This is a genomic window from Streptomyces yunnanensis, assembly GCF_029011865.1.
GTDB lineage: Bacteria > Actinomycetota > Actinomycetes > Streptomycetales > Streptomycetaceae > Streptomyces > Streptomyces yunnanensis.
The window spans coordinates 5,263,518-5,286,342 of the sequence record NZ_CP095749.1; the positions used below are offsets into that span (position 1 = coordinate 5,263,518).

Annotated in this window: 22 protein-coding genes; 9 read left to right on the forward strand and 13 right to left on the reverse strand. The window is 69.0% G+C overall.

All coding sequences use genetic code 11. The annotated features are described in order from the left end of the window. Window positions 1–171 precede the first annotated feature (171 nt). From MOV08_RS22880 to MOV08_RS22890, 3 genes are all read right to left on the reverse strand, one after another. A complete protein-coding gene (locus tag MOV08_RS22880; RefSeq protein ID WP_039635099.1) occupies window positions 172–960 on the reverse strand; it encodes an ECF subfamily RNA polymerase sigma factor, BldN family in 789 nt (262 codons plus the stop codon). 330 nt (window positions 961–1,290) lie between these two features. Further along, window positions 1,291–2,157 carry an HAD family hydrolase gene (locus MOV08_RS22885; protein WP_039641349.1) on the reverse strand — a complete coding sequence of 289 codons (867 nt, stop codon included), beginning with the start codon at window positions 2,155–2,157 and terminating at the stop codon, window positions 1,291–1,293. A gap of 237 nt (window positions 2,158–2,394) precedes the next feature. Then, a complete protein-coding gene (locus MOV08_RS22890; protein WP_039635100.1) occupies window positions 2,395–2,673 on the reverse strand; it encodes a glutaredoxin family protein in 279 nt (92 codons plus the stop codon). Between the two features lie 332 nt (window positions 2,674–3,005). Here MOV08_RS22890 and MOV08_RS22895 point away from each other — a divergent pair, with 332 nt between their 5' ends. From MOV08_RS22895 to hemB, 5 genes are all read left to right on the forward strand, one after another. After that, the gene (locus MOV08_RS22895; protein WP_039635102.1) at window positions 3,006–3,803 is read left to right on the forward strand and encodes a redox-sensing transcriptional repressor Rex; all 798 of its coding nucleotides are present in this window, start codon (window positions 3,006–3,008) and stop codon (window positions 3,801–3,803) included. A 73-nt stretch (window positions 3,804–3,876) separates the two neighbouring features. Further along, a complete protein-coding gene (locus MOV08_RS22900) occupies window positions 3,877–5,247 on the forward strand; it encodes a glutamyl-tRNA reductase (RefSeq protein ID WP_039635104.1) in 1,371 nt (456 codons plus the stop codon). Continuing rightward, complete coding sequence (gene hemC / locus MOV08_RS22905; RefSeq protein ID WP_039635106.1) at window positions 5,244–6,260, forward strand: hydroxymethylbilane synthase; 1,017 nt, start codon at window positions 5,244–5,246, stop codon at window positions 6,258–6,260. Before MOV08_RS22900 ends, hemC begins: the two co-directional genes overlap by 4 nt. After that, the gene (locus MOV08_RS22910; RefSeq protein ID WP_039635109.1) at window positions 6,257–7,918 is read left to right on the forward strand and encodes a bifunctional uroporphyrinogen-III C-methyltransferase/uroporphyrinogen-III synthase; all 1,662 of its coding nucleotides are present in this window, start codon (window positions 6,257–6,259) and stop codon (window positions 7,916–7,918) included. Before hemC ends, MOV08_RS22910 begins: the two co-directional genes overlap by 4 nt. 109 nt (window positions 7,919–8,027) lie before the next feature. Next, a complete protein-coding gene (gene hemB, locus MOV08_RS22915) occupies window positions 8,028–9,020 on the forward strand; it encodes a porphobilinogen synthase (RefSeq protein WP_039635111.1) in 993 nt (330 codons plus the stop codon). Between the two features lie 62 nt (window positions 9,021–9,082). Here the strand turns inward: hemB and MOV08_RS22920 are convergent, their stop codons facing one another. The 3 genes from MOV08_RS22920 to MOV08_RS22930 form a co-directional block, all read right to left on the reverse strand. Beyond that, window positions 9,083–10,096 (reverse strand): CinY protein, encoded by a 1,014-nt coding sequence (locus MOV08_RS22920; protein ID WP_275308693.1) that lies wholly within the window; start codon window positions 10,094–10,096, stop codon window positions 9,083–9,085. Between the two features lie 131 nt (window positions 10,097–10,227). Next, the gene (locus tag MOV08_RS22925; protein WP_275308694.1) at window positions 10,228–10,479 is read right to left on the reverse strand and encodes a DUF397 domain-containing protein; all 252 of its coding nucleotides are present in this window, start codon (window positions 10,477–10,479) and stop codon (window positions 10,228–10,230) included. Continuing rightward, window positions 10,476–11,303 (reverse strand): helix-turn-helix domain-containing protein, encoded by an 828-nt coding sequence (locus MOV08_RS22930; protein ID WP_275308695.1) that lies wholly within the window; start codon window positions 11,301–11,303, stop codon window positions 10,476–10,478. The genes MOV08_RS22925 and MOV08_RS22930 overlap by 4 nt, the downstream gene beginning before the upstream one ends. Before the next feature lie 317 nt (window positions 11,304–11,620). Here MOV08_RS22930 and MOV08_RS22935 point away from each other — a divergent pair, with 317 nt between their 5' ends. Together MOV08_RS22935 and MOV08_RS22940 are read left to right on the forward strand one after the other, a co-directional pair. After that, on the forward strand, window positions 11,621–11,869 hold the full coding sequence (locus tag MOV08_RS22935; RefSeq protein WP_039635119.1) for a type II toxin-antitoxin system CcdA family antitoxin: 249 nt from the start codon (window positions 11,621–11,623) through the stop codon (window positions 11,867–11,869). Then, window positions 11,866–12,267, forward strand: a complete 402-nt coding sequence (locus tag MOV08_RS22940) for a DNA-binding protein (protein WP_039635121.1) — start codon at window positions 11,866–11,868, stop codon at window positions 12,265–12,267. The genes MOV08_RS22935 and MOV08_RS22940 overlap by 4 nt, the downstream gene beginning before the upstream one ends. Window positions 12,268–12,300: 33 nt before the next feature. Here MOV08_RS22940 and argS read toward each other — a convergent pair whose 3' ends face one another. Next, window positions 12,301–14,055 (reverse strand): arginine--tRNA ligase, encoded by a 1,755-nt coding sequence (gene argS / locus MOV08_RS22945; RefSeq protein ID WP_039635123.1) that lies wholly within the window; start codon window positions 14,053–14,055, stop codon window positions 12,301–12,303. A 222-nt stretch (window positions 14,056–14,277) separates the two neighbouring features. On the opposite strand from argS, the gene lysS reads away from it, so the two are divergent. Continuing rightward, on the forward strand, window positions 14,278–16,002 hold the full coding sequence (lysS, locus tag MOV08_RS22950) for a lysine--tRNA ligase (protein ID WP_039635126.1): 1,725 nt from the start codon (window positions 14,278–14,280) through the stop codon (window positions 16,000–16,002). A gap of 140 nt (window positions 16,003–16,142) precedes the next feature. Further along, a complete protein-coding gene (locus tag MOV08_RS22955; RefSeq protein WP_275308696.1) occupies window positions 16,143–16,361 on the forward strand; it encodes a hypothetical protein in 219 nt (72 codons plus the stop codon). 133 nt (window positions 16,362–16,494) lie between these two features. On the opposite strand, the gene MOV08_RS22960 is transcribed toward MOV08_RS22955, so the two are convergent. The 6 genes from MOV08_RS22960 to MOV08_RS22985 all read right to left on the reverse strand — a co-directional run bounded on the left by MOV08_RS22960 (window position 16,495) and on the right by MOV08_RS22985 (window position 22,796). After that, window positions 16,495–17,334, reverse strand: a complete 840-nt coding sequence (locus tag MOV08_RS22960) for a hypothetical protein (protein WP_275308697.1) — start codon at window positions 17,332–17,334, stop codon at window positions 16,495–16,497. Window positions 17,335–17,451: 117 nt separating this feature from the next. Then, window positions 17,452–17,970, reverse strand: coding sequence for a hypothetical protein (locus tag MOV08_RS22965; protein WP_275308698.1), 519 nt, complete (start codon window positions 17,968–17,970; stop codon window positions 17,452–17,454). A 209-nt stretch (window positions 17,971–18,179) separates the two neighbouring features. Beyond that, window positions 18,180–20,528, reverse strand: a complete 2,349-nt coding sequence (locus tag MOV08_RS22970) for a hypothetical protein (RefSeq protein WP_275308699.1) — start codon at window positions 20,526–20,528, stop codon at window positions 18,180–18,182. Between the two features lie 57 nt (window positions 20,529–20,585). Continuing rightward, window positions 20,586–21,446, reverse strand: coding sequence for a hypothetical protein (locus tag MOV08_RS22975; RefSeq protein ID WP_275308700.1), 861 nt, complete (start codon window positions 21,444–21,446; stop codon window positions 20,586–20,588). A 117-nt stretch (window positions 21,447–21,563) separates the two neighbouring features. Further along, complete coding sequence (locus MOV08_RS22980) at window positions 21,564–22,217, reverse strand: Crp/Fnr family transcriptional regulator (protein WP_275308701.1); 654 nt, start codon at window positions 22,215–22,217, stop codon at window positions 21,564–21,566. Window positions 22,218–22,250: 33 nt separating this feature from the next. Continuing rightward, window positions 22,251–22,796 carry a Pycsar system effector family protein gene (locus tag MOV08_RS22985; protein ID WP_275308702.1) on the reverse strand — a complete coding sequence of 182 codons (546 nt, stop codon included), beginning with the start codon at window positions 22,794–22,796 and terminating at the stop codon, window positions 22,251–22,253. Window positions 22,797–22,825: the final 29 nt, after the last annotated feature.

Sequence of the window (22,825 nt, forward strand, 5' to 3'; positions counted from 1 at the left end):
CGAGTGAGGGGCTGCGGACATGGCGTGACCGCGTGGAGCCTGCATCCCGCACAACGAGCGGCGCGGCACTCGGGTTACGCACTCACGATGATCTGACCGTCAGGGCATGCCCGATCACCAACGGTGAGCGGTGGGCGGGGTGTTGGGGTGTCGGCGGTGAGGGGCCGGCTGTCAGCGGGCGTCTTCGGGGAGGAGCCGCGCCAGGGTGCGGACGGCCCGGTACTGGAGGGTCTTGATGGCGCCCTCGTTCTTGCCCATGACGCGGGCGGTCTCGGCGACCGAGAGGCCCTGGAGGAAGCGCAGGGTGACGCATTCCTGCTGTTGGGGGTTGAGCTTGCGGACCGCCTCCAACAGGGCGGCGTTGGAGAGGGATTCGAGGACCGAGTCCTCGGGGCTGCGCTCGACCTCGTTGGCGTCGAGCATCTCTCCGGTGGTGACTTCCAGGCGGAAGCGGGAGGACTTGAAGTGGTCGGCGACGAGGTTGCGGGCGATGGTCACCAGCCAGGCGCCGAAGTCCCGCCCCTGCCAGGTGAACGTGCCGATGCGGCGCAGCGCGCGGAGGAAGGTCTCGCTGGTGAGGTCCTCGGCCGTGGCCCGGCCGCCCACGCGGTAGTAGATGTAGCGGTAGACGGTGTCGGCGTACTGGTCGTAGAGGCGACCGAAGGCGTCGGCCTCGCCGGCCTGCGCGCGTTCGACGAGATCCATCATGCGACGGCTGTCGCTGTCCGCGGGGCGCCGTGCGGTGGTGGTACCGGTGCCGGCGCGGCGCGTTCTGCCGGCGGTGGCGGCCTTGCCGACCGTAGCGCTCCCGTCGGCCAACGCGTAGCAGGGGCCGGTGGGGACGGCTGTGGCGAATGCGGGGACGGCGTACGCGGTGGGGACAAAACTGCGCAGGTGGTCGACGAGTGTCGTACGCAGCGTAGCCAGGCCCGAGGCGTCAACCCCGACGTGTGGGTACACGGGACTCCCAGAGGCAGAGCTTCCATCACGTGCAGTGCGGGACCGTTCACTCGTCGTAGGGACGTGTGGGTTCCGGAATGCGTCTGAGGAGAATAACGCTTCGTACAGGCAGCGCTACACCCAGTTGCTCAAATCATCGATTACTTACGGTCCGTGTCCGGTTGGTGGCGGATCAAGTATCGAATATTGAGCAACTATTGATCGGAAGGGAGCGCAATCTGCCTGGTTGAAGGGCGTGTTGTGGTTAACCGCCAGGAAAGGGACTGACGGGGCAACGGTGGGGGTAGGGAGTGCGGATGGCCCGGCGCCGTGCCCGGTGATCAAGGACGGTCAGCGGCGGCGGCGCTGGAGCGCGGCGGCCGCCGCCGCGCCGCCCGCGAGCGCACCCACGGCCGCGGCCGCCGGGATGCCGATCCGGACGGCCTTGCGTCCGGTCCGGTAGTCGCGCACCCGCCAGCTGTGTTCCCGGGCGTGCTTGCGCAGCCGGGTGTCGGGGTTGATCGCGTAGGGGTGGCCGACGAGCGAGAGCATCGGGATGTCGTTGGCCGAGTCGCTGTAGGCGGCGCAGTGCGACAGGTCCAGGTGCTCGGCGGCGGCCAGGGCGCGCACCGCCTCGGCCTTCGCCGGGCCGTGCAGCGGCTCGCCGACCAGCTTGCCGGTGTAGACCCCGCCGACGGACTCGGCGACCGTGCCGAGGGCGCCGGTCAGCCCCAGCCGGCGGGCGATGATCGTCGCGGTCTCGACGGGCGCGGCGGTCACCAGCCAGACCTTCTGGCCGGCGTCGAGGTGGGCCTGGGCCAGGGCTCGGGTGCCGGGCCAGACCCGCTCGGCCATGTACTCGTCGTAGATCTCCTCGCCGATGGACATCAGCTCGGCGACGCGGTGGCCCTGGACGATGGACAGCGCGCTGTTGCGGACGTCCGCCATGTGCTCGGAGTTCTCGCCGGCCAGCCGGAAGTAGATCTGCTGCCAGGCGAAGCGGGCCAGGTCGCGCTTGTGGAAGAAGTGCCGCTTGTACAGGCCGCGGCCGAAGTGGAAGAGGGCGGCGCCCTGCATGACCGTGTTGTCGAGGTCGAAGAAGGCGGCGGCGCTGGTGTCCCCGGCGACCGGGAACTCCGGCTCGGCCGGGGCCTCGGCGGGCGGCGCCTCCTGGGACGACTTGCGGGCGGCCTCGGCCGCGGCCTCGCCGGCCAGCACGCTGCGCGCCGTGGCGGGTCGTCTGCGGCGGGTGAACCACCCCGCGGGGAAGAGCGCCCCGGCGGGGCTCCGGTCGGGGCGGTGGGCGGGCGACGGGCGGGCCATGCGGCTAGCGTAGCCAGTTTGTTCGGTGCAGCCGGTTACGGGCGCGTGTCAGGGAGCAGCGGGGCGGTCGACGGTTGCGTTACGGCCATCCGAAGGGCGCCGCGGTGCGGGCGGCCGACGGGTCGGCGGCGCTCAGGCGCCCAGTGCGGTGCGCAGACGCCGGGGGTCGACCCGCCAGAAGTCGTGCTGGGCGCCGTCCACGAGGACGACCGGAATCTGCTCCCAGTACTTGCGGTACAGCTCGGCGTCCTCGGTGATGTCCTTCTGCTCCCAGGAGGCGCCGGTCTCCGCGCACACCTTCTCGATCACCGCCTGCGCGTCGTCGCAGAGGTGGCAGCCCGGCTTCCGGACGAGGGTGACCATCCGGTCGGCGGGGCTCTTGCGGGGGGCGCGGCTGAACAAGGGGGCCATGGGGTCATTGTGCCGGTTCGCGGCGGCGCTCCGGAGGGATGGTTTCGCGTACCATCGATGGGCGATTTGTTGGTGTCCGGGGGGATGGCGGTGAGGAGTGAGGGCGCGTGCTCCCGTCGGTGCTGCCGCGAATCGCCGGTGGCGCGTGCGAACGGTGTGACGCGGGAGTTGGTTCCGCGCGGCCCCGTAAAAGCTGCGTGAGCCCCATCACTTTGGCCGGGCAAAACGGACACCATCTTTGTGCACGCGTTCACAAAGACATAGCCTGCAAGAGACGGGGCGGTCGGGTTCCTCACGGCCGTCCGCAGCCCCGCTCTACCCGCAGGAGCACCGTGGCAACTGGCCGAACTCACCGACCGGCGACCCGAAGCCGAGGCATCCCCGAGGCCACCGTCGCCCGGCTACCGCTGTATCTGCGCGCACTGACCGCGCTCTCCGAGCGCTCGGTCCCCACGGTGTCCTCCGAGGAGCTCGCGGCCGCCGCGGGAGTCAACTCCGCGAAGCTGCGCAAGGACTTCTCCTACCTCGGCTCCTACGGGACCCGTGGCGTCGGCTACGACGTGGAGTACCTCGTCTACCAGATCTCGCGGGAACTCGGCCTCACCCAGGACTGGCCCGTCGTCATCGTCGGTATCGGTAACCTCGGCGCCGCGCTCGCCAACTACGGCGGCTTCGCCTCCCGCGGTTTCCGGGTCGCCGCGCTGATCGACGCCGACCCGGCCATGGCGGGCAAGCCGGTCGCCGGCATCCCGGTCCAGCACACCGACGAGCTGGAGCAGATCATCGGGGACAACGGCGTCTCGATCGGCGTCATCGCCACGCCGGCCGGCGCCGCCCAGCAGGTCTGCGACCGCCTGGTCGCCGCGGGCGTCACCTCGATCCTCAACTTCGCGCCGACCGTGCTGACCGTCCCGGACGGGGTGGACGTCCGCAAGGTCGACCTGTCCATAGAGCTGCAGATCCTCGCCTTCCACGAGCAGCGCAAGGCGGGCGAGGAGACCGGCCAGGCCGGTCCGGAGGCGATGGAGGGTCCCGAGGACACCGCGCCGGCGTCCCCGGCCCGGCCCACCGCCACCGCGACCGACCGCAAGGGACCCGACGGGGACGTACCCGCGGTGATGCCGGCATGAGCGAGCGCAGCGAGAGAATCATGGAAAGGTGCGTCACAGGCGAAGGCTGTGCCTCGCGGAGCGAGGTGCGAGCATGAGCCTCCTGGTCGTCGGACTGAGTCATCGCAGCGCGCCGGTGAGCGTGCTGGAGCGGGCCGCGCTCGCCCCTGAGGGCCGCGGCAAGCTGCTGCAGGACGTGGTGTCGGCCGAGCCGGCCACCGAGTCCGCGGTGCTCTCCACCTGCAACCGCATCGAGCTCTACGCCGACGTGGACAAGTTCCACGCCGGTGTCGCCGAGCTGTCCACCCTCCTGGCCCGCCACAGCGGCGTCGGCCTGGAGGAGCTGACCCCTTATCTCTACGTCCACTACGAGGACCGGGCGGTCCACCACCTCCTCTCGGTGGCCTGCGGCCTGGACTCCATGGTCGTCGGCGAGGGCCAGATCCTCGGCCAGATCAAGGACGCGCTGGCCGTCGCCCAGGAGCTGCACACCGCCGGGCGGCTGCTCAACGACCTCTTCCAGCAGGCCCTGCGGGTCGGCAAGCGCGCGCACAGCGAGACCGGGATCGACAAGGCCGGCCAGTCGCTGGTCACCTTCGGCCTGGAGCAGCTGGCCGCGGTCCCGGACGTCGCCGCCTGGGCGCGGGGCAAGCGGGCGCTGGTGATCGGTGCCGGCTCGATGTCCTCGCTGGCCGCGACCACCCTCGTCCGCAACGGCGTCGGCGAACTGGCCGTCGCCAACCGGACGGTGGCGCGCGCCGAGCGGCTGGTACAGATCCTGACCGAGCCGGGCGGGCCGGGCGCGGCCAGCGGGCTGACCGCCCGCGCCGTCGCCATGGAGGCCGTCGAGGCGGAGCTGGCCCGGGCCGAGATCGTCATCTCGTGTACCGGCGCGTCCGGGCTGGTGCTCAGCGGCGAGCGGATCGCCGCCGCGCTGGCCGGGCGCGACGACCGGATGTGGCTGCTCGACCTGGCCATGCCGCGCGACATCGACGCCGCGGCGCACCGGATCGACGGGGCCCGCCTGGTCGACATCGAGTCGCTGGCCGAGGCGTCCGCCGACGCCCCGATGGCCGCCGACGTGGACACGGTGCGCGGCATCGTCGCCGAGGAGGTCGCCGCGTTCGGCGCCGCCCAGCGGGCCGCGCACATCACCCCCACCGTGGTCGCCCTGCGCACCATGGCCGCGGACGTCGTCAGCAGCGAGATCGCCCGGCTCGACGGCCGCCTTCCCGACCTCGACGACAAGCAGCGGGCGGAGATCACCCAGACCGTCCGCCGGGTCGTCGACAAGCTCCTGCACGCGCCCACGGTGCGGGTCAAGCAGCTCGCCAGCGAGCCCGGCGGCGCCGGATACGCGGACGCCCTGCGGGAGCTCTTCGACCTCGACCCCCAGACGGTCGCCGCCGTCAGCAGGGCCGACACCCGAGCCGACCAGCACGACGCAGCACGGGAGCGGGCATGACCGACAGCACGATGAGTCCCCTGCGACTGGGCACCCGGCGCAGCACGCTCGCCATGGCCCAGTCCGGGCAGGTGGCCGAGGCGGTGCGCGACCTGACCGGCCGCCCCGTCGAACTGGTGGAGATCACCACCTACGGCGACACCTCCCGCGAACACCTGGCGCAGATCGGCGGCACCGGCGTCTTCGTCTCGGCGCTGCGCGACGCGCTGCTGGCCGGTGAGATCGACTTCGCCGTCCACTCGCTGAAGGACCTGCCGACCGCGCAGCCCGCGGAGCTGGCCCTGGCGGCCATACCCGTGCGCGTGGACCCCCGGGACGCGCTGATCGCGCGGGACGGGCTCACCTTCGAGGAACTTCCCGACGGCGCCCGCGTGGGCACCGGCTCCCCCCGGCGGATGGCACAGCTCAACGCCTGGGCCAGGACGCTGGGCAAGCGCATCGAGACCGTCCCGGTCCGCGGCAACGTCGACACCCGAATCGGCTTCGTCCGGAAGGGCGAGCTGGACGCGGTCGTGCTGGCCGCCGCCGGCCTGACCCGGATCGGCCGGATCGACGAGGCGACGCAGCTGCTGTCGCCCGACGTGGTTTTGCCCGCCCCCGGCCAGGGGGCACTGGCGATCGAGTGTGTCGCGGCCGACGCGCACCTCGTCGCCGCGCTCGGCGAGCTCGACGACCCGGTCACCCGGGCCGCCGTGACCGCCGAGCGTTCCCTGCTCGCCGCCCTGGAGGCCGGCTGTTCCGCCCCCGTGGCGGCACTCGCCGACCTGTCCCCAAGCTCTCGACTTCGTTCGAGCAGGGGAGGCCCCAAGGCCGACGAGCAGGCTGTCACCGAAATGCACCTGCGCGGAGTCGTCGGCACGCTCGACGGCACCACGTTGGTGCAGCTGTCCACCACCGGGCACGTACCTGCCTCTCTTGACGACGATTCGGTCCCGCTTCGCATGGGCCGGGAACTCGCCGTCGAGATGCTCGCAAAGGGTGCGGCCGGTCTTATGGGGGAGCGAGCACTTTGAACCCCACCGCCCCAAACCACTCCGCCTCCGGTCAGGTCACCTTCCTGGGTGCCGGGCCGGGAGACCCGGGTCTGCTGACGCTGCGCGCCGTGGAAGCGCTGGCGTCCGCAGACGTCCTCGTCGCCGACCCGCAGGTCCTGGACGTCGTGCGTGTGCACGCACGCGCACAGGTGGACACGCCACTGCAGGCGTCAGCTGACGCGGTGTCAAACCCCGGCAGTCCCCATGGCGTTTCCGCCCTTCGGGACACCGCCAATCTTGTCATGGCGGCTGCCCGCGCGGGCAAGCGGGTCGTCCGTGCGGTGACCGGTGACCCCGGCCTCGACGGCTACGTCGCCGAGGAGATGCTGGCCTGCGCCGCCGAGGGCATCGTCTTCGAGGTGGTCCCCGGCATCGCCGCCGCGGTCGGCGTGCCCGCGTACGCCGGCGTGCCGCTGCGCGACGCCCAGGGCACCGACGTGCGCTTCATCGACGCCCGCAGCGCCGACGACCGCTGCTGGTCCGAGCTGGGCACCAGCGACGCCACCGCGGTGGTCTCCACCAGCTTGGACTCGGTGGCCGCGGCGGCCGGCGAGCTGGTGGCCGCAGGCCGCAAGCCGGACACCCCGATGACCGTCACGGTCGCCGGCACCACCACCCGGCAGCGCACCTGGACCGCCACCCTCGGGAGCGTCGCCCAGGTGCTGAAGGCCGCCAAGGTGCTGCCGTCGCCGGACGGCGGCCAGCCGGTCATAGCCGTGGTCGGCGAGCGCAGCGCCGCGGCGCAGCGGGACCAGCTCTCGTGGTTCGAGAACAAGCCGCTGTTCGGCTGGCGGGTGCTGGTGCCGCGGACCAAGGAGCAGGCCGCGTCGCTCTCCGACCAGCTCGTCTCGTACGGCGCGGTGCCGCACGAGGTCCCGACCATCGCCGTCGAACCGCCGCGCACCCCGCAGCAGATGGAGCGCGCGGTCAAGGGCCTGGTCACCGGCCGCTACGAGTGGATCGCCTTCACCTCGGTCAACGCCGTCAAGGCGGTCCGGGAGAAGTTCGAGGAGTACGGGCTGGACGCCCGGGCGTTCGCCGGGATCAAGGTCGCGGCGGTCGGCGAGCAGACCGCCAAGGCGCTGGTGGCCTTCGGCGTGAAGCCCGACCTGGTGCCGTCCGGCGAGCAGTCCGCGGCCGGGCTGCTGGAGGACTGGCCGCCCTACGACCCGGTCTTCGACCCGATCGACCGCGTCTTCCTGCCGCGCGCCGACATCGCCACCGAGACGCTGGTGGCCGGCCTGATCGAGCTGGGCTGGGAGGTCGACGACGTCACCGCCTACCGGACCGTGCGCGCCTCGCCGCCGCCGGCCGAGACCCGTGAGGCGATCAAGGGCGGCGGCTTCGACGCGGTGCTCTTCACCTCGTCCTCGACCGTGCGGAACCTCGTCGGCATCGCCGGCAAGCCGCACAACGTGACCGTGATCGCCTGCATCGGCCCGGCCACCGCCAAGACCGCCGAGGAGCACGGGCTGCGGGTGGACGTGATGTCGCCCGAGCCGTCGGTCCACAAGCTGGCCGAGGCGCTCGCGGAGTTCGGCGCGGCGCGGCGCGATGCCGCGCTGGAGGCCGGCGACCCGGTGACGCGGCCGAGCGAGCGGCGCCCGGGTGCCCGCCGGAGGCGAGCCACCCCGTAGTCGACCGGGGGCGTCCCTGCGGGGGCGCCCCCGACTTCGTGTTCCGGCCCGCCCGCGGCCGACGGGCCGTCGGCAAAGGCACGGGCGGGGCGGGCGTAGCGTGGGCGGCATGACGCACTACGGATCCTTCCCCGGCGCGCGGCCGCGGCGGCTGCGTACCACCCCTGCCATGCGCCGGATGGTCGCCGAGCACCGGCTGCACCCCGCCGATCTGATCCTGCCCGCGTTCGTCCGCGAGGGGGTCGGCGCGCCGGTGCCGATCAGCGCCATGCCGGGCGTCGTCCAGCACACCCGCGACACCCTCCGCAAGGCCGCCGTCGAGGCGGTCGAGGCGGGCGTCGCCGGGATCATGCTCTTCGGCGTGCCGGAGGAGGCCAAGAAGGACGCGGTGGGCAGCGCGGGCACCGACCCGGACGGCATCCTGCAGGTCGCCATCCGGGACGTGCGGGCCGAGGTCGGCGACGACCTGGTGATCATGTCGGACCTCTGCCTGGACGAGTACACCGACCACGGCCACTGCGGTGTCCTGGACGCCGAGGGCCGGGTGGACAACGACGCGACCCTGGAGCGGTACGCCGAGATGGCGCAGGTCCAGGCCGACGCCGGCGTCCACGTCGTGGGCCCCAGCGGCATGATGGACGGCCAGGTCGGCGTCATCCGGGACGCGCTGGACCAGACCGGCCACGAGGACGTCTCGATCCTGGCCTACACCGCGAAGTACTCCTCGGCGTTCTACGGGCCGTTCCGCGAGGCGGTGGGCTCGTCGCTGAAGGGCGACCGCAAGACCTACCAGCAGGACCCCGCCAACCTCCGCGAGTCGCTGCGCGAGCTGGCGCTCGACCTTCAGGAGGGCGCCGACATGGTGATGGTCAAGCCGGCGCTGCCCTACCTGGACGTGCTGGCGAAGATCGCGGACGCGGTGGACGTGCCGGTCGCTGCGTACCAGATCTCCGGTGAGTACGCGATGGTCGAGGCGGCCGCCGAGAAGGGCTGGATCGACCGCGACAGCGCGATCCTGGAGACCCTGACCGGCATCAAGCGGGCCGGCGCCGACATGATCCTCACCTACTGGGCGACGGAGGTCGCCCGGAAGCTCGGCTAGGGCTTCTGACCGGGAAGCCGACGACCGGTCCGCGACCGCGCCCGCCCGCCCCGCCGGGGGTGTCAGGCGCAGTCGCGGACCGGATCGTCGTGGGTGACGACGCAGACGATGCGTGCACCGCGCTGCGTGCCGTACCGCTGGAGGAGCGCCTCGCGGAACTGCTTCCACTGGCGGCGGGTGTCGGCGACGGCGCCCCGCACCGCCCGGGCGAAGTTCCCCGCCGCCCGGCCGCGTGCCGTGGCGGGAGCGCCGGTGGAGCCGGAGGCCGGGTCGATGAACCCCTCGTCCTTGTTGAGGTCGGAGTGCCCGACGTGGTGAGCGCAGGCGCCGACGAGGAGCGAGAAGCAGCCCGTCGTCAGATTCCGCGGGACCGCCGACGGCCGGGGCGGCCGCGGTGCGGCGAGGTCGAGCAGCGGAGAGGGCGCGGAGCGGCCCAGGCCCGGGGGGTTGACCAGGCTGACCGGGCGGGACCGGTCGGTGCGGTCCGTCCAGTTGCTGTGCGCGTAGAAGTCCTGGACTCCGTGCAGGGCACGGCCGAACCCCTCCATGGCCTCGCACTTGGCCCGGCCGGGCAGCCCGAGCGTGAAGGTGCAGTCTCTTCGCAGCTCCGTCTCGGAGGCCACGACGCGGCCCCGGCTGTCGAGGGTTCCCTCGGCCGCGGCGAGACCTTGCCGGAAGCGCGCCTGCAGATGGGCTATGCAGGTGCGCAGCGCCTCGGTGGCTTGTTGCCGACTCTGCGGATAGCCCGTGACATCCAGGAAGTCGGCATTGTCGCAATGCGCGGCGGAGCTGAGGAACTCGTCCGAGTCCGGCGCGCCGACGGCGCCGAACGTCCAGCTGTGCCCGGCGAGTTGACCCAGGGAGCGCGGCTCGAAACAGGAACCGTCGGAGCGGACCCCCGGAGCGCAGGCCAGCGCGGCCCGGGTGATCCGCTCGTGCTCGGCGTGCTGCCCGAACGCGTTGACCGTGCCGAAGGCGTCCGCGGGCCGGGCGGTCACCAGCAGCAGCGCCGGGGTGACCGCTGCCGTTGCCAGGAAAGCGGGCAGCCTGCGACCCGTCGTGATACGCCCCCGCACGTGCAGCCCTCATGGTTCCGTGGTTCCGTGTGCCCGCCCCGGGCCGGGGGCAAGTCTAGATCGCGCCACGAGGCCCCGGGCACCACGCCCGGGCAGCTGGGCACATCGCCGAACGGCCGGTGACGCGTCCCTCAGCGAGCGGCGACGGCGTACGCGGTGAACGCCGCCCAGGCTTCCGGCGAGACGGTGAAGGTGGGGCCGCCCTCCGGGCTGTTCTTGGAGTCGCGGATGTGGATGGCGTGGGGGGAGACGGCGACTTCGAGGCACTGCCCGCCCTCGTCGCCGCTGTAGCTGGACTTGCGCCAGGCGTAGGCGACTTCGAGGCAGGCGCCGCCCTCGTCGCTGCTGTAGCTCGACTTGAACCACTCAAGTGCGGTGCTCATTGGTCTCCTAGCAGACGGTCGAGCAAACCCTTTGACTCGTAAGGCGTCAGGGCCTGTGACCGCAGCATCGCATACTTGCGTGCCATAACAGACACCTCGTCAGGGTCAGCTACCCACTGGCTGCCACGCTGGCCTTCGGCATAAGCCAGGTGCTGGTGGTCGGGTGTCTCCAGGAGAATGAAGGGGCCAGCGAGACCGGCGTGCGCGGCGGTGCGCATCGGCAGGAACTGGAGGGAAAGGCCCGGGAGTTCGGCGCACTCGCGCAGGTGGCGGAGCTGGGCGCGGCGGACCGTCAGGCCTCCGATGTCGAGATGGAGCACGGGTTCCCACACGATGAAGCTCATCGTCGGCGGGCACTTGCGTTGCAGGATCTCCTGGCGGGCGATCCGGGCCGCCGTCTTGGTCTCCAACTCGTCCTCGTCGTACGCCGGTACGCGCTCGCACAGGACCGCGCGGGCGTACGGCTCGGTCTGGAGCAGACCGGGGATGACCAGCGCGTCGTACCAGGACAGGGCGATCGCCTCCCGCTCATGCACCATGTACTGCTCCGCGTAGAGCGGGAACTGGTCGATCTCCGGCAGGTTCTCGACTCCGGCTGCCAACGTGCCCTTGGTGTCGAGGAGTTGATCCATCGTGCGGGCGAGGTCGACCAGCAGCGCCCGCCTGCCCTGCTCGATCGAGGCGATCGTCTCCTCGTCGACGAGGACCGCCTGGCCGAGCGAGCGCTGTGTGTACCCCGCCGCCTTGCGCGCTGTCTGCAACTGGATGCCCAGCATGCGCATGGTCGAGACGTTCTTCTTCCGTTGCTGCTTCCTGGAGTTCATGCTGGCCTAACTCCCCACGCTCACCCGCGCCGACCCCGTACGAACCCGTACAAAGTCCGAGTACGGATTCACTCACTGCCGCACGCTAGTCACGCTGCGCGACCTTCGTGCCGCGAATGGGGAAAATCAATTTCCGGACGGCCCTGAGGGGTGCCGCGGATCGCCGACACGGTGGACGAGGGCGGGCGGGCGGGGGGGGAGCGGCACCCCGGCAAGGTGGTGTGGTGCGAGTGGCACCGCGCCGCCGGGGTCACCACGGCAGGGCTTCGGCCGCTTTGAAGCTCCGATCCACGCGCATACCGCAGTATGCTTGGTGTATGTCCGAGACCACACGCATCACGGTCACGCTGCCGAATGAGCAGGTGGCCGTGCTCAGGAAGCTCACCGACAACGTTTCCGGCTATGTCGCCGAGGCCGTGGCGCGCCAGATAAGGCACCAGCTCCTTGGTGAGGACCTCGGGCGCTACGAAGAGGAGCACGGCTCCTTCACCGAGGAGGAGCTGGCTGAGGCGCAGGAGAGGATCTTCGGTGTGGGCGAGCCCGGCAGCCGGACGGACGCCGCGTGAGCAGGCGTTTCGAGACCGTCGTTCTGGATTCCGAGGGCCTGTCGGCCTGGGTCGCTCAGGATCGCAAGGTCCTGGCGATGTTCCGGGTGTTTCATGAGATGGGCGCTGATCTCGTCGTCGGTGCGAACACGATCGTCGAGGTCAGTCATGCGCGGATCAAGCTGCCGCGGCTGCACTGGGCGCTGTCCAGGGTGAAGATCGAGCCGGTGACCGAGCAGGCGGCGAAGGCGGCGGCGGAACTGCTCAAGGCCACCGGGCTGCATGGTCACAAATACGCCATCGACGCCACCGTCGCGGAGGTCGCGCTGCGGCAGCCCGGCCCGGTCGCGATGGTGACGTCGGACGTCGATGACATGAAGGCGTTGTGCGGTGATCGCGTACGCCTTATCGCCGTGTGACGCGGCGGTAAGGCGTACGCGAGGAGCAGCTGTTCAGAGCCGCTCAGGCGTCCGGATGCCCAGCAGTGCCATGCCCCGGTGCAGGGTGCGGGCGGTCAGGTCGCACAGGAAGAGGCGGTTCTCCACCTGCTGCGGGGTGTCCGCCTTCAGGACCGGGCACTGGTCGTAGAACGTCGTGTAGAGCGACGCCAGCTGGTAGAGGTACGCGGCCAGCTTGTGCGGTGCGTACTCCGCCGCGGCCTCGGCGACCGTGTCGCCGAACGCGTCCAGGTGCAGGCCCAGCGCCCGCTCCGCCGGGGCGAGTTCGAGCTCCGGGTGGGCGGCCGGCTCGGTCGCGCCGGCCTTGCGCAGGATCGACTGGATCCGCGCGTAGGCGTACTGGAGGTAGACGGAGGTGTCGCCGTTGAGCGAGACCATCTGGTCCAGGTCGAACTTGTAGTCCCGGCTCGGCGACGTCGACAGGTCCGCGTACTTCACCGCGCCGATGCCGACCTGCGCGGCCCGCTCCTGGATCTCGTCCTCGGTGAGGTCCTGGGCCTTCTCCCGCACCACCTCGGCGGCGCGCTGCACCGCCTCGTCGAGGAGGTCCTCCAGGCGCACCGTCTCGCCCGCACGCGTCTTGAACGGCTTGCCGTCCGCGCCGAGCACCGTGCCGTAGCCCATGTTGTGGGCCTTGACCTCGTCGTTCAGCCAGCCGGCCCGGCGGGCCGTCTCGAAGACCATCCGGAAGTGCAGCGACTGGCGGACGTCCACGACGTAGAGCAGCGTCGTCGCCCGCAGGTCGAAGACGCGGTTGCGGATCGCGGACAGGTCGGACGCCGCGTAGCCGAAGCCGCCGTCCGCCTTCTGCACGATCAGCGGGACGGGCTTGTCGTCCTTGCCCTTGATGTCGTCGAAGAAGACCACCAGCGCGCCCTCGGAGCGGACGGCGACGCCCGACTCCTCCAGCATCCGGGCCGTCTCGGCCATCATGTCGTTGTACGCGGACTCGCCGACGATCTCCTCGTCGCGGATCTCCATGTCCAGCTTCTCGAAGACCGAGTAGAAGTAGATCTTCGACTCGTCCACGAACCGCTGCCACAGGTCCAGCGTCTGCTGGTCGCCGGACTGCAGGGCGACGACCCGCTTGCGGGCCCGCTCCTTGAACTCCTCGTCGGAGTCGAAGACCGCGCGCGATGCCTTGTAGACCCGGTTGAGATTGCTCATCGCCTGCTCGCCGTCGGTGTCGGCGGCCGGGGCCAGCTGGTCCGGGTTCTCGATCAGGTACTGGATGAGCATGCCGAACTGCGTGCCCCAGTCGCCGATGTGGTGGCGGCCGATGGTCTTCTCGCCGGTGAAGTCCAGCATGTTGCGCAGGGCGTCGCCGATGACCGCCGACCGCAGGTGGCCGACGTGCATCTCCTTGGCGACGTTCGGCTGCGCGTAGTCGATGATCGTGGTGCCCGGCGCGTCGGCGTACGGCACGCCGAGCCGGTCGTCGGCGGCGCGCGCGGCCAGCGTGCCGGTGATCGCGGTGTCGGCGACGGTGATGTTGAGGAAGCCGGGGCCGGAGACCTCGACGTCCTTCAGCAGGCCGTCGGCGCCGATCGCGTCGACGACCTTGCCGGCCAGCTCCCTCGGGTTGCCCCCCAGCTTCTTGGCCAGCGCGAGCAGGCCGTTGGCCTGGAAGTCGGCCCGGTCGCTGCGTCGCAGCAGCGGGTCCGCGGCGCCGGCCTCCGGCAGGGCTGCCGAGAGGGCGTCCGCGACGCGCTGGTTGACCGTAGCTGCGAGGGAGGTGACCGAGGCCATTGAACTGCCGTTCCGTTGGGGTGGAAAGGGTTTGCCCTGAGTATCCCACGGCACCACCATGGAATTTCCGTGCGGCGGGCGTCTGGGACAATGGGCTCCGTCAGGCTTTTGTCCGTCCGGGACCGCCCCGCCCGCGCCGCGCGGAGACGGAGCGCGGCGCCGGCGGGCGCGCGTGGGCGCATCGTGGAAGCACCAGGACACCAGGAAGAGGAAGGGCCGATCGTGGCTCAGCAGAGCACCGAGACCGACTGGGTCTCCAGGTTCGCGGACGAGGTCATTGCCGAGGCGGAGCGCCGCGCCCCCGGCAAACCGGTCGTCGTCGCCTCGGGCCTGAGCCCGTCCGGCCCGATCCACCTCGGCAACCTCCGCGAGGTGATGACCCCGCACCTGGTCGCCGACGAGGTCCGCCGCCGCGGCCACGCTTGTGTGCACGTCCTGAGCTGGGACGACTACGACCGGTACCGCAAGGTCCCGGCCGGCATCGACCCGTCCTGGGAGGAGCACATCGGCAAGCCGCTGACCGCCGTGCCCGCCCCGCCCGGCAGCCCGTACGCCAGCTGGGCCGAGCACTTCAGGGCGGCCATGGAGGAGTCCCTGGCGGAGCTGGGCATCGAGTACCACGGCATCAGCCAGACCGCCCAGTACACCTCCGGCGCCTACCGCGAGCAGATCCTGCACGCGATGAAGCACCGCAAGGACATCGACGCCGTCCTGGACCGCTACCGCACCAAGGACAAGGCGACCGGCAAGCCGAAGCAGCAGCAGAAGCCGGTGGACGAGGCGGAGCTGGAGGCGGCCGAGGGCTCCGGCGCGGCCACCGAGGACGACGGCAGCGCCGGCGGTGCGGGCTACTTCCCGTACAAGCCGTACTGCACGGTCTGCAACAAGGACTTCACCAAGGTCATCGGCTATGACGACGAGACCACGGAGATGTCCTACGAGTGCGTCGCCTGCGGCCACTCCGAGACCGTGGCGCTGCGCGAGTTCGACCACGGCAAGCTGGTCTGGAAGGTCGACTGGCCGATGCGCTGGGCCTACGAGGGCGTGATCTTTGAACCCTCCGGAGTCGATCACTCCTCGCCCGGCTCGTCGTTCGTCGTCGGCGGTCAGATCGTCCGCGAGGTGTTCGGCGCCGACCAGCCGATCGGCCCGATGTACGCCTTCGTCGGCATCAGCGGCATGGCGAAGATGTCCTCCTCCAAGGGCGGCGTGCCCACCCCGGGCGACGCGCTGAAGATCATGGAGGCGCCGCTGCTGCGCTGGCTGTACGCCCGCCGCAAGCCCAACCAGTCCTTCAAGATCGCCTTCGACCAGGAGATCCAGCGGCTCTACGACGAGTGGGACAAGCTCGCGGCCAAGGTCGCCGACGGCACCGCGCAGCCCGCGGACGCCGCGGCCTACACCCGGGCCATCGGCACCGCCGCCGGCGAACTGCCGCGGACGCCGCGCCCGCTGCCGTACCGCACGCTGGCCTCCGTCATGGACATCACCGCGGGCCACGACGAGCAGACCCTGCGCATCCTGACCGACCTGGACCCGGCGCACCCGGTCACGTCCCTGGACGAGACCCGGCCGCGGCTGGACAAGGCGGAGCACTGGATCACCACCCAGGTCCCCGCCGACCAGCGCACCGTCGTCCGCGCGGAGCCCGACACCGAGCTGCTGGCCACCCTGGACGACCAGTCCCGCGGCGCGCTGCGGCTGCTGCTCGACGGCCTGGACGACCACTGGTCGCTGGACGGGCTGACCACCCTGGTCTACGGCGTGCCGAAGGTCCAGGCGGGCCTGGACCCGGAGGCCAAGCCGACGCCGGAGCTGAAGGTCGCCCAGCGCGCCTTCTTCGCGCTGCTCTACAACCTCCTGGTCGGCCGGGACACCGGCCCCCGGCTGCCCACGCTGCTGCTCGCGGTGGGCGCGGACCGGGTCCGCAAGCTGCTGGCCGGTTGACCGGTTGACCGGTTGACCGGCTGATCGGTTGACCGGCTGACCGAGGAGGAGAGCCGCGCCGGGCTCTCCGACCCAAGAGCGAGAACGGGTTCGGCCCCGGGGAGGAGGATCCCCGGGGCCGAACCCGTCACGCTGGGTGCATGAGGGGAATCATCGGCTTCATCGTCATGCTCCAGGGCGGGTTGGGCTTTGTCGGGCAGGTCTTCTTCGACGGTGCCTGGGGCGTGATCCGGCACTTCGTCCACCTGCCGTCGCCCGCCTACGCCGGCATCTGTGCCGCGGGCGTCGCACTGATCGCATGGGGTGAGTGGGACCGCAAGCGGAAGGCGGAAGGGGAGGGGGAGCGGAGGGTGGCGTAGCGGCGTAGCGGCGTAGCGGCGTAACGGGGTTTTGGGGCAGGGGCGTTGAGCGCCGACTGTCGGTGTCGGTGCCGTCGTCGCTGTCGTCGTCCGCCCGCCTCGGTGGGTGCCCGGCTCGCGGGGTGTGTTCCGCCTACGGGATGTGTTCCGACTCCATCTCCATCCGGAAGCGGGCGCGGAAGTCGCGGAGGAAACCGCGCAGATAGCCCTCGCTGAGCGGGCCCCCGTCGCGGCCCTGGTACCCGTAGGACTCCAGGAGATAGCGGCCGAATTGGCGGGAGTCGGGGAAGTCGTTCTTCTCCGCCACGTAGGAGCGGTACGCGGCGAAGTACTTCTCGTCCCGGGGCGCCTCGTCGGCGGGGTCGGCTTCCGGGAAGCCGGAGTTCGGGAAGCCGGCGTCGGGGAATTCGGCGTCCGGCTCGTCGTGGGGGAGCGCGGCGCCCGCGGTGCCCAGGGGGCGTCGTCGACCCGGTCCGACCGGGACGGTCAACTCGGTCTCGGGGCGCGGGCGTTCGGCCTCGGCCGGGGTTTCCTCCATGCGAGCGGGCACGGGGACGGCCACGGATGCGGGAGCTTCCGCTACGGGTTCCGGCTCCGGCTCCGGCTCCGGTTGCGGTTGCGGTTGCGGCTTCGGCTCCGCTTCCCGCGTCGGCTCGGGGGCTGCCGGCACGGGGGCCGTGGCCGCGCGGGGGCCCGGGACGGCCGGCAGGGCCTCCGGGCCCGTGGGAAGGGGAGGGGCGGGGGAGAGCGGCCGGTCCGCCGGCAGGTCGATCCCGGCCGCGGCCAGCCCGGCCGGCGCGGTCTGTGCCAGCGGGACGCCGTAGCGGGCCAGCCGCAGCGGCATCAGGGACTCGACCGGGGCCCGGCGCCGCCAGCCGCGCCCGTAGCGGGCCCGCAGTCGCGCCTGGTAGACGAGGCGGTCCTGTTCGAGCTGGATGACCTGCTCGTAGGAGCGCAGTTCCCACAGCTTCATCCTTATCTCTAGGTGACGGCGCATATCTGCAGGTGGAGGCGTTGCAGAGATGTCTGGGATGTGAGTTACGCAGTCACCCAAAGATGCAACAAACCTCCTCATGAGGGAGACGACTCGTTACTTGGTGCCTACTTGCTTGACCTGCTCTGCGAGCTTCCTCTCCCCGAAGGAATGGAGCAGCTTCTCGGCGAGGAAGAGGAGTTCTTCTTCACCTTCTTTGGATAGGCGTTCGACGAAGGTGTGCAGGAGCTGGGCGATCACAACCCACCTTCCTTCTGGTTGCCATTGCTGGACCTGACGTACCAGAGCGTCGGGATCAGTGCCCGGAGGAAGGGCCTCCAGACGAGGCGAGTGTTCCAGAAGGGTGTAGAGACGGGCCTTCGCTGGGGTGCCCAACATTTCGTTGTAGAGAAACTCCATGCGAGCTTTGGCCTGGCGGCGGGCCAAAGCATCGAGTTCTCCCTCGCGTTTTACCTGCTCAAGATGGCTAGCGGCATCTGCAGTGTCTTTGGAGACGTGCAAACTGATCTCAGCCCGAAGTACTTCTACTCCCTCACGACGGGCAGGGAGTTGGCGACGCAGAGCGTCGTTGATGTCCTGTTCAGCGGCATGGCGACGCAGCACGCTGGTCTCCACCGCGGCGCCCTCTGCGATTCGCCGTGCTACCAGGCCGGCGGTTTGTTGAGTCGGCCTCAGGGCACGGGCGTCTTGTACTGGGCGCCACTCCACGCGAAGGGATGCGTCGAAGGCTAGACCGGAGTCACGCGAGTCGAGGCGGTCTGGAAATATGTATGTCCATGTCTTTTCGGGATGATTTGGAGTGTCCCTCGTACGTCTCCACCAGGTCACGCGGCGCCGCCGGTGCTGTTGGCGCTTTCGAGGGCGTGATCCAGGGCCCTACTGAGATCCTTGTCGAGGAGCTTGGCCAGCTCGGAGCGCAGTTCGTCGCGCGCCACCGATGAGCCCGCTGCGGAGGCGCTCTCCCATCGGAAAAGGAGTCGGCGAAGATTGTCCCGAGGGCGAACAGGGCCTCCGTCTACGGACGTGTCGACAGCTGCGCGCAAGGATTCCAAGACAGTTTCCTTGATTGTGGGATGGCTGAGGGCGCCATCCATCCATAGATGCAGTGCCTGTTCTGCCTCGTCGAGATCCGAGTCGGGACCGAGCAAGGTACGCCATCCTTTTGCCAAAGAGATCGAGGTTGGTCGAGGGCCGTCGTCCTCCATTCCGGCGAGCAGGAGAGGCATGGAAGGGTCGTCGGCTGCGACGGAAGTGGCCAGGGCGCCAAACGTCCTACGCCCGGCCTCAGCCAGCAAGTCGTCGGCCTCGCACCAACTGATGATGTAACCGAAGAGAGTCGTCCGGACTGTGGGCTCCGCCCACAGTGTCCTGACCGCCTCTCGAAGCGACTCGATGACTTCGGGGTGCTGCGAGTTCGCCGCGTGCCGCAAGCGGCGAAGTGCCTTGCCCGTGTGTCGTGTGCCGAATTCGCCAGCGCATACCGCGACGGTCATGATCCTCAGTGCTGGCGTTGCTTTGTTCTTGGACCAGCGCAACAAGACCTCATGGACATACTGTTCGCTCGCAGTGTGCACTGAGGCACTGGTGATGAGCTGAACTGCGACGGGCCAGAGGTCACTGTCGTGCCATCGTGCGACGATCTTCTCCAGTGGTGCGGAGTTTCGGTGCCGGGCGGCCCAACGCACTGCGAATCGCCCAATTCGCTCGGCTAGTTCTCGTTGCTCAGGAGGCGACAGCTTTTCCAGTGCCTCTTTGGAATCCGAGAACGGGGCCTCGGCAAGCCAATTAAGGAAAGCGGTGCGAGCCAGGGGGCGGTCGGTCCAGAAGTACTCCAATGCCCCATCGTCCCAACCTGGCCGAGCGAATGAAAGCGTCCCGCGGGCAGTGAGCTTGGCCTTAATGGCCTTTGTCATTTGGATTACCCCAGGAGCCTGCTGGCCAGCGAGGCTTATTTCCACGTTCTCCTTGAACGTGGAGCCAAGGATAGCTGCTTGCGCGTAGATATGGGCTACTGATGCGTCGCGCAGAGCGGCGGCTGCGAGGAGATAGTTCCGCTCGAAGCTGGTGCGGCCAGTTTCGCTATGCCATTCCAGCAACTGACTTTCCCAGTGATCGCGGGCATTTACCACGCTCTGGACTTGTCGGTGGAAGAGCGCGTCAGGGCTCTCTCTGAGCCCTGCAGTGAGAGCTTCCTTTGCAGGTAGTGCCTCTTCGTCGGCGCGAGATGCGGATCGTATATGATCGACGATCTCCAAAGCGTCTTCAGGATACTGCCCTTGGAGGATATGGTCGATCTCAGGATCGTCGAGCCACTTCCTCACGGGGAATTCGGGATCCTCGGCGAGTAGCCACCTCTCGGCGATCTGCTTAGCGGTGGCCTCCCCCGTGAGCTGCACGACCCCAGAGGGTGCCCCCCATTTGATCCGATCCCATTGGTCTGGCGTCGTGAGTACGACCAAGCGCGAGTTTCGCTTCTGCAGGGGATAGATGAGATTTTTCAGTGATGCACCGAAGTCTCCCGAGACTTGGAAGCCTTCCTCGTCAGCCGGAAGTTCCAGTACGTAGCACCAGTTGTCTTCTTGCGGCAGCCTCTTTGCCGGGAACTTGTCTAGCCCTCCGAAGGTCAGGGGCCCGACCCGTGCTCGGATGTCCTGGTTGTAGTGCATTTCGGCGAGGAGTGCGTGAGCAGAAATGATGCGGCCAGTGCCAGCGTTCCGGGGCAGGACTACGATGGAGCCTGGCTGCTGCAACGCTTGACACGCGTCGTCGAAGTCGGCCGGCCGTGCGTAGACGGCGCGCACCATCGCCAGATACTCCTCGGCCAACTCGTCTGGCACCAGTGAGTCCGGAGCCACGTTGAGAACCTTAATGAGGTTCATCTCGCCTAGGTTGAGCATCGCAGCTTGCCGGAACCTCGCGATTTCCTCGGGCTCTGGCCTGCCACGTGTTCCGGACTTCTCCAGCAAGTTGCGCAAGTGATCGGAGATGTCGGCAGGGATGGGAGCCTCTTCAAGTAGATCCTCTGCTGAGGCGACGACATCATTCTTGTCCCCTTCACCCTGAGGAGGGGAGATATCGTCACTTGGGCTGTGGTCAGGATCGAACCACCCTGGTCCAAACGCATGCGGATCTTTGCTCTGCGGTGGTGTGGCTGCGCTGTCTGAGTCGGTCATTGAGGTGCTGCTTCCCCGTAGATGATCGAGCCGTGGTTGTGTGAGAGCGTGAATGCTTCAGCCGAGAGTCCCGTCGATCTCGAGACCGGTGAGTTCAGCGCCTGGGTTGACTACCGGGGTTGCCTGGTCAATCTCCACGTTGGCGTGTGCCGTCACACCACGAGCCTTCACGCCACGGACGATGCCGTTCACTTCTTCCGGGCGCTGCACGACTCGCACTGAACCACGTTCCCGCTCTTCGCCACGGAAGGCGGATCGCTGACCGGCTGCGTGAGGGGTAATGCACCCGGCGATGCTGGTGGGGCCCACTCCGGGCACATGAACATATGCCGATTCGGTGAACGTAGGTTTGTTGTCCACCCGCGCGGTCGCGGGCAGAAACTGCTTTTCAGACAGTCGCTCGCATCGCCCAGCGTCCACGGTGTAACTGAAAGCGATCTGAGATAGGACGGCGGCGACGTAGGCGTCGTGCTCGACGGCGGCACTCATACCAGCGTAGGCAAGGTCGCTGTTGACGAATCTGCAAGCATCGTTGATCGCGTTGCCCCGGTGGTCCTCAGGGGTCAAAGGGCCGACGTGGATGCTCGCCCTGAGTCTGATGGTGGGCGTGCGCTCCATCTTCTCTCGGTCGTAACGGGCGAGTGCCTGGTCCAGGTTGCCCAGCAGCGGGTCCACAAGCCGCCACATCCGGGCAGTGGGCAGGACGAAGATCGCACCGTCACCAGTGTCCTTGTAGGCGGTCCCGTCCGCCCACTCTTCGGCGAGGCCGCTTTGAGCGAAGACGTGCGCGAGGATGTCGTCCAGGTCACCGCGGACGGGCGACATACGGCACTCGCGGATTTGGCTGTAACCCTTCATATCCAGGACGAACAGGGCCTGCTCCGGGGGGATGTCACGGAAGTCGGTCTCGGATTGCATCCTGTTTCGGCTCCTTCGAGGGGACGCTGTCTGGTTCTCAGGCCTTCATGGTGTCGAGGGTGTGACCGCGAGGTTGCCCACTGCTGGGCAGCCTCGGCGTGCGGTGCATCACACGGTTCAGTGCAGCGTGCTGTAGATGGCCTTCACGTTCTTGATCAGTAGACCGCCAGCCGGTGAAGTAGCCACCCAGTTCCTCGACTTCCACGTGCCGATGACCGTTCCGACCGCGTTCCGTGAGGCTCCGATCAGCTGCGCCAGCTCCCCTTGAGTCAAGGGAACTTCTACCTCGCTGCCTTCTGGTGCCGAGGCTTCGATAAGCCGCATCAGGGCGGAGGCCAACCTGTGTACGACGGGCGCAGTCGCCAGCTCCAGTCGTACCTCCTCGGCTGTCCTCACGCGGGCGATGGCGTGTCGCAGCATCACGTTCGTCAGTCTGTTCTCCGCGACGAACTGCTCGAAGAGGGGAGCGGCGATGACATGGACGAGACAGGGGCGTGCGGCGGTGACGGAGGCGGATCTGGGTTGCGCATCCAGCACCGCGAGTTCGCCGAACAGCTCACCCGCGCCGCGTACCGCGAGCAATGTGCGCTCCCCTTCACCTCCGGTCAGTGTCACGATCGCTGAGCCACAGGTGAGCGCGAGAACGTGGGTTCCCGGGTCGCCTTGGCGCATCAGCACGCTGCCGGTGGGGCGTGGGCGTTCGGGTGCCAGGGAACAGAGTCGGCTCCACAGATCTTCCCCCAGCACCGCTCGATGCGGCTGGTAAACCATGTAGCGCTACCCCCTCAGGTAGAACGCACGGGCTCACTTGAGGATTGCGGCCAAGCCCAGGGCTGCGGAGCCGACTGCGGCTAGCGCGAAGGACCACTGCACGCGGCGATGCTTGGTCCAGGCGATCTCACTCATCACCACGATCTGCCTGGAGAGGTTCGGCAGAAGATCCTTGCTCTTTAAGGCAGCCTCGAGTTCTGTGGGATCCCAGTGCCGCAGGTGCCCGAAGAAGAGGACGTCGTCGTCAGGGTGTGGACCGCGTCGTTCCTTGCGTAGGTTTGGTGAGACCGCAGCGGCCGCACAACACGCTCCGCAGGCGAGAATGGCAGCGCCGGCCCACAGGAGGACGAGAGAGATGCCGTGCTGTGGGTTGCCAGGACTCTTTCCGGCGCTGGTCAGAACGCCGAGTAGTACCAGTGCGGTTGATTGGACGGCTAGCGCGAACGAGGCTTTAGCATCTGCTTTGCCTGTCGAGTCTGCCAGCCCAGCCTGCAGCTTCCACGCTGTCTCTAACGGATCAGCAGCCATCTCTCCCCCTGTCGTCTCCGGCATACCTCGAAGTGCCAGTGACTTCAGCATGATCACACGTTGAGTAGCGAACGCAACAG

What these genes read in the sequence shown, in the direction of transcription:
- MOV08_RS22975 (WP_275308700.1), bottom strand. Translation starts at nt 21,446, where the DNA reads ATGCAATCCGAGACCGACTTCCGTGACATCCCCCCGGAGCAGGCCCTG.
- MOV08_RS22980 (WP_275308701.1), bottom strand. Translation starts at nt 22,217, where the DNA reads ATGGTTTACCAGCCGCATCGAGCGGTGCTGGGGGAAGATCTGTGGAGC.
- MOV08_RS22985 (WP_275308702.1), bottom strand. Translation starts at nt 22,796, where the DNA reads ATGCTGAAGTCACTGGCACTTCGAGGTATGCCGGAGACGACAGGGGGA.
- MOV08_RS22955 (WP_275308696.1), top strand. Translation starts at nt 16,143, where the DNA reads ATGAGGGGAATCATCGGCTTCATCGTCATGCTCCAGGGCGGGTTGGGC.
- hemC (WP_039635106.1), top strand. Translation starts at nt 5,244, where the DNA reads ATGACCGACAGCACGATGAGTCCCCTGCGACTGGGCACCCGGCGCAGC.
- MOV08_RS22925 (WP_275308694.1), bottom strand. Translation starts at nt 10,479, where the DNA reads ATGAGCACCGCACTTGAGTGGTTCAAGTCGAGCTACAGCAGCGACGAG.
- MOV08_RS22935 (WP_039635119.1), top strand. Translation starts at nt 11,621, where the DNA reads ATGTCCGAGACCACACGCATCACGGTCACGCTGCCGAATGAGCAGGTG.
- MOV08_RS22900 (WP_039635104.1), top strand. Translation starts at nt 3,877, where the DNA reads ATGAGCCTCCTGGTCGTCGGACTGAGTCATCGCAGCGCGCCGGTGAGC.
- MOV08_RS22970 (WP_275308699.1), bottom strand. Translation starts at nt 20,528, where the DNA reads ATGACCGACTCAGACAGCGCAGCCACACCACCGCAGAGCAAAGATCCG.
- MOV08_RS22890 (WP_039635100.1), bottom strand. Translation starts at nt 2,673, where the DNA reads ATGGCCCCCTTGTTCAGCCGCGCCCCCCGCAAGAGCCCCGCCGACCGG.
- argS (WP_039635123.1), bottom strand. Translation starts at nt 14,055, where the DNA reads ATGGCCTCGGTCACCTCCCTCGCAGCTACGGTCAACCAGCGCGTCGCG.
- MOV08_RS22960 (WP_275308697.1), bottom strand. Translation starts at nt 17,334, where the DNA reads ATGAAGCTGTGGGAACTGCGCTCCTACGAGCAGGTCATCCAGCTCGAA.
- MOV08_RS22930 (WP_275308695.1), bottom strand. Translation starts at nt 11,303, where the DNA reads ATGAACTCCAGGAAGCAGCAACGGAAGAAGAACGTCTCGACCATGCGC.
- hemB (WP_039635111.1), top strand. Translation starts at nt 8,028, where the DNA reads ATGACGCACTACGGATCCTTCCCCGGCGCGCGGCCGCGGCGGCTGCGT.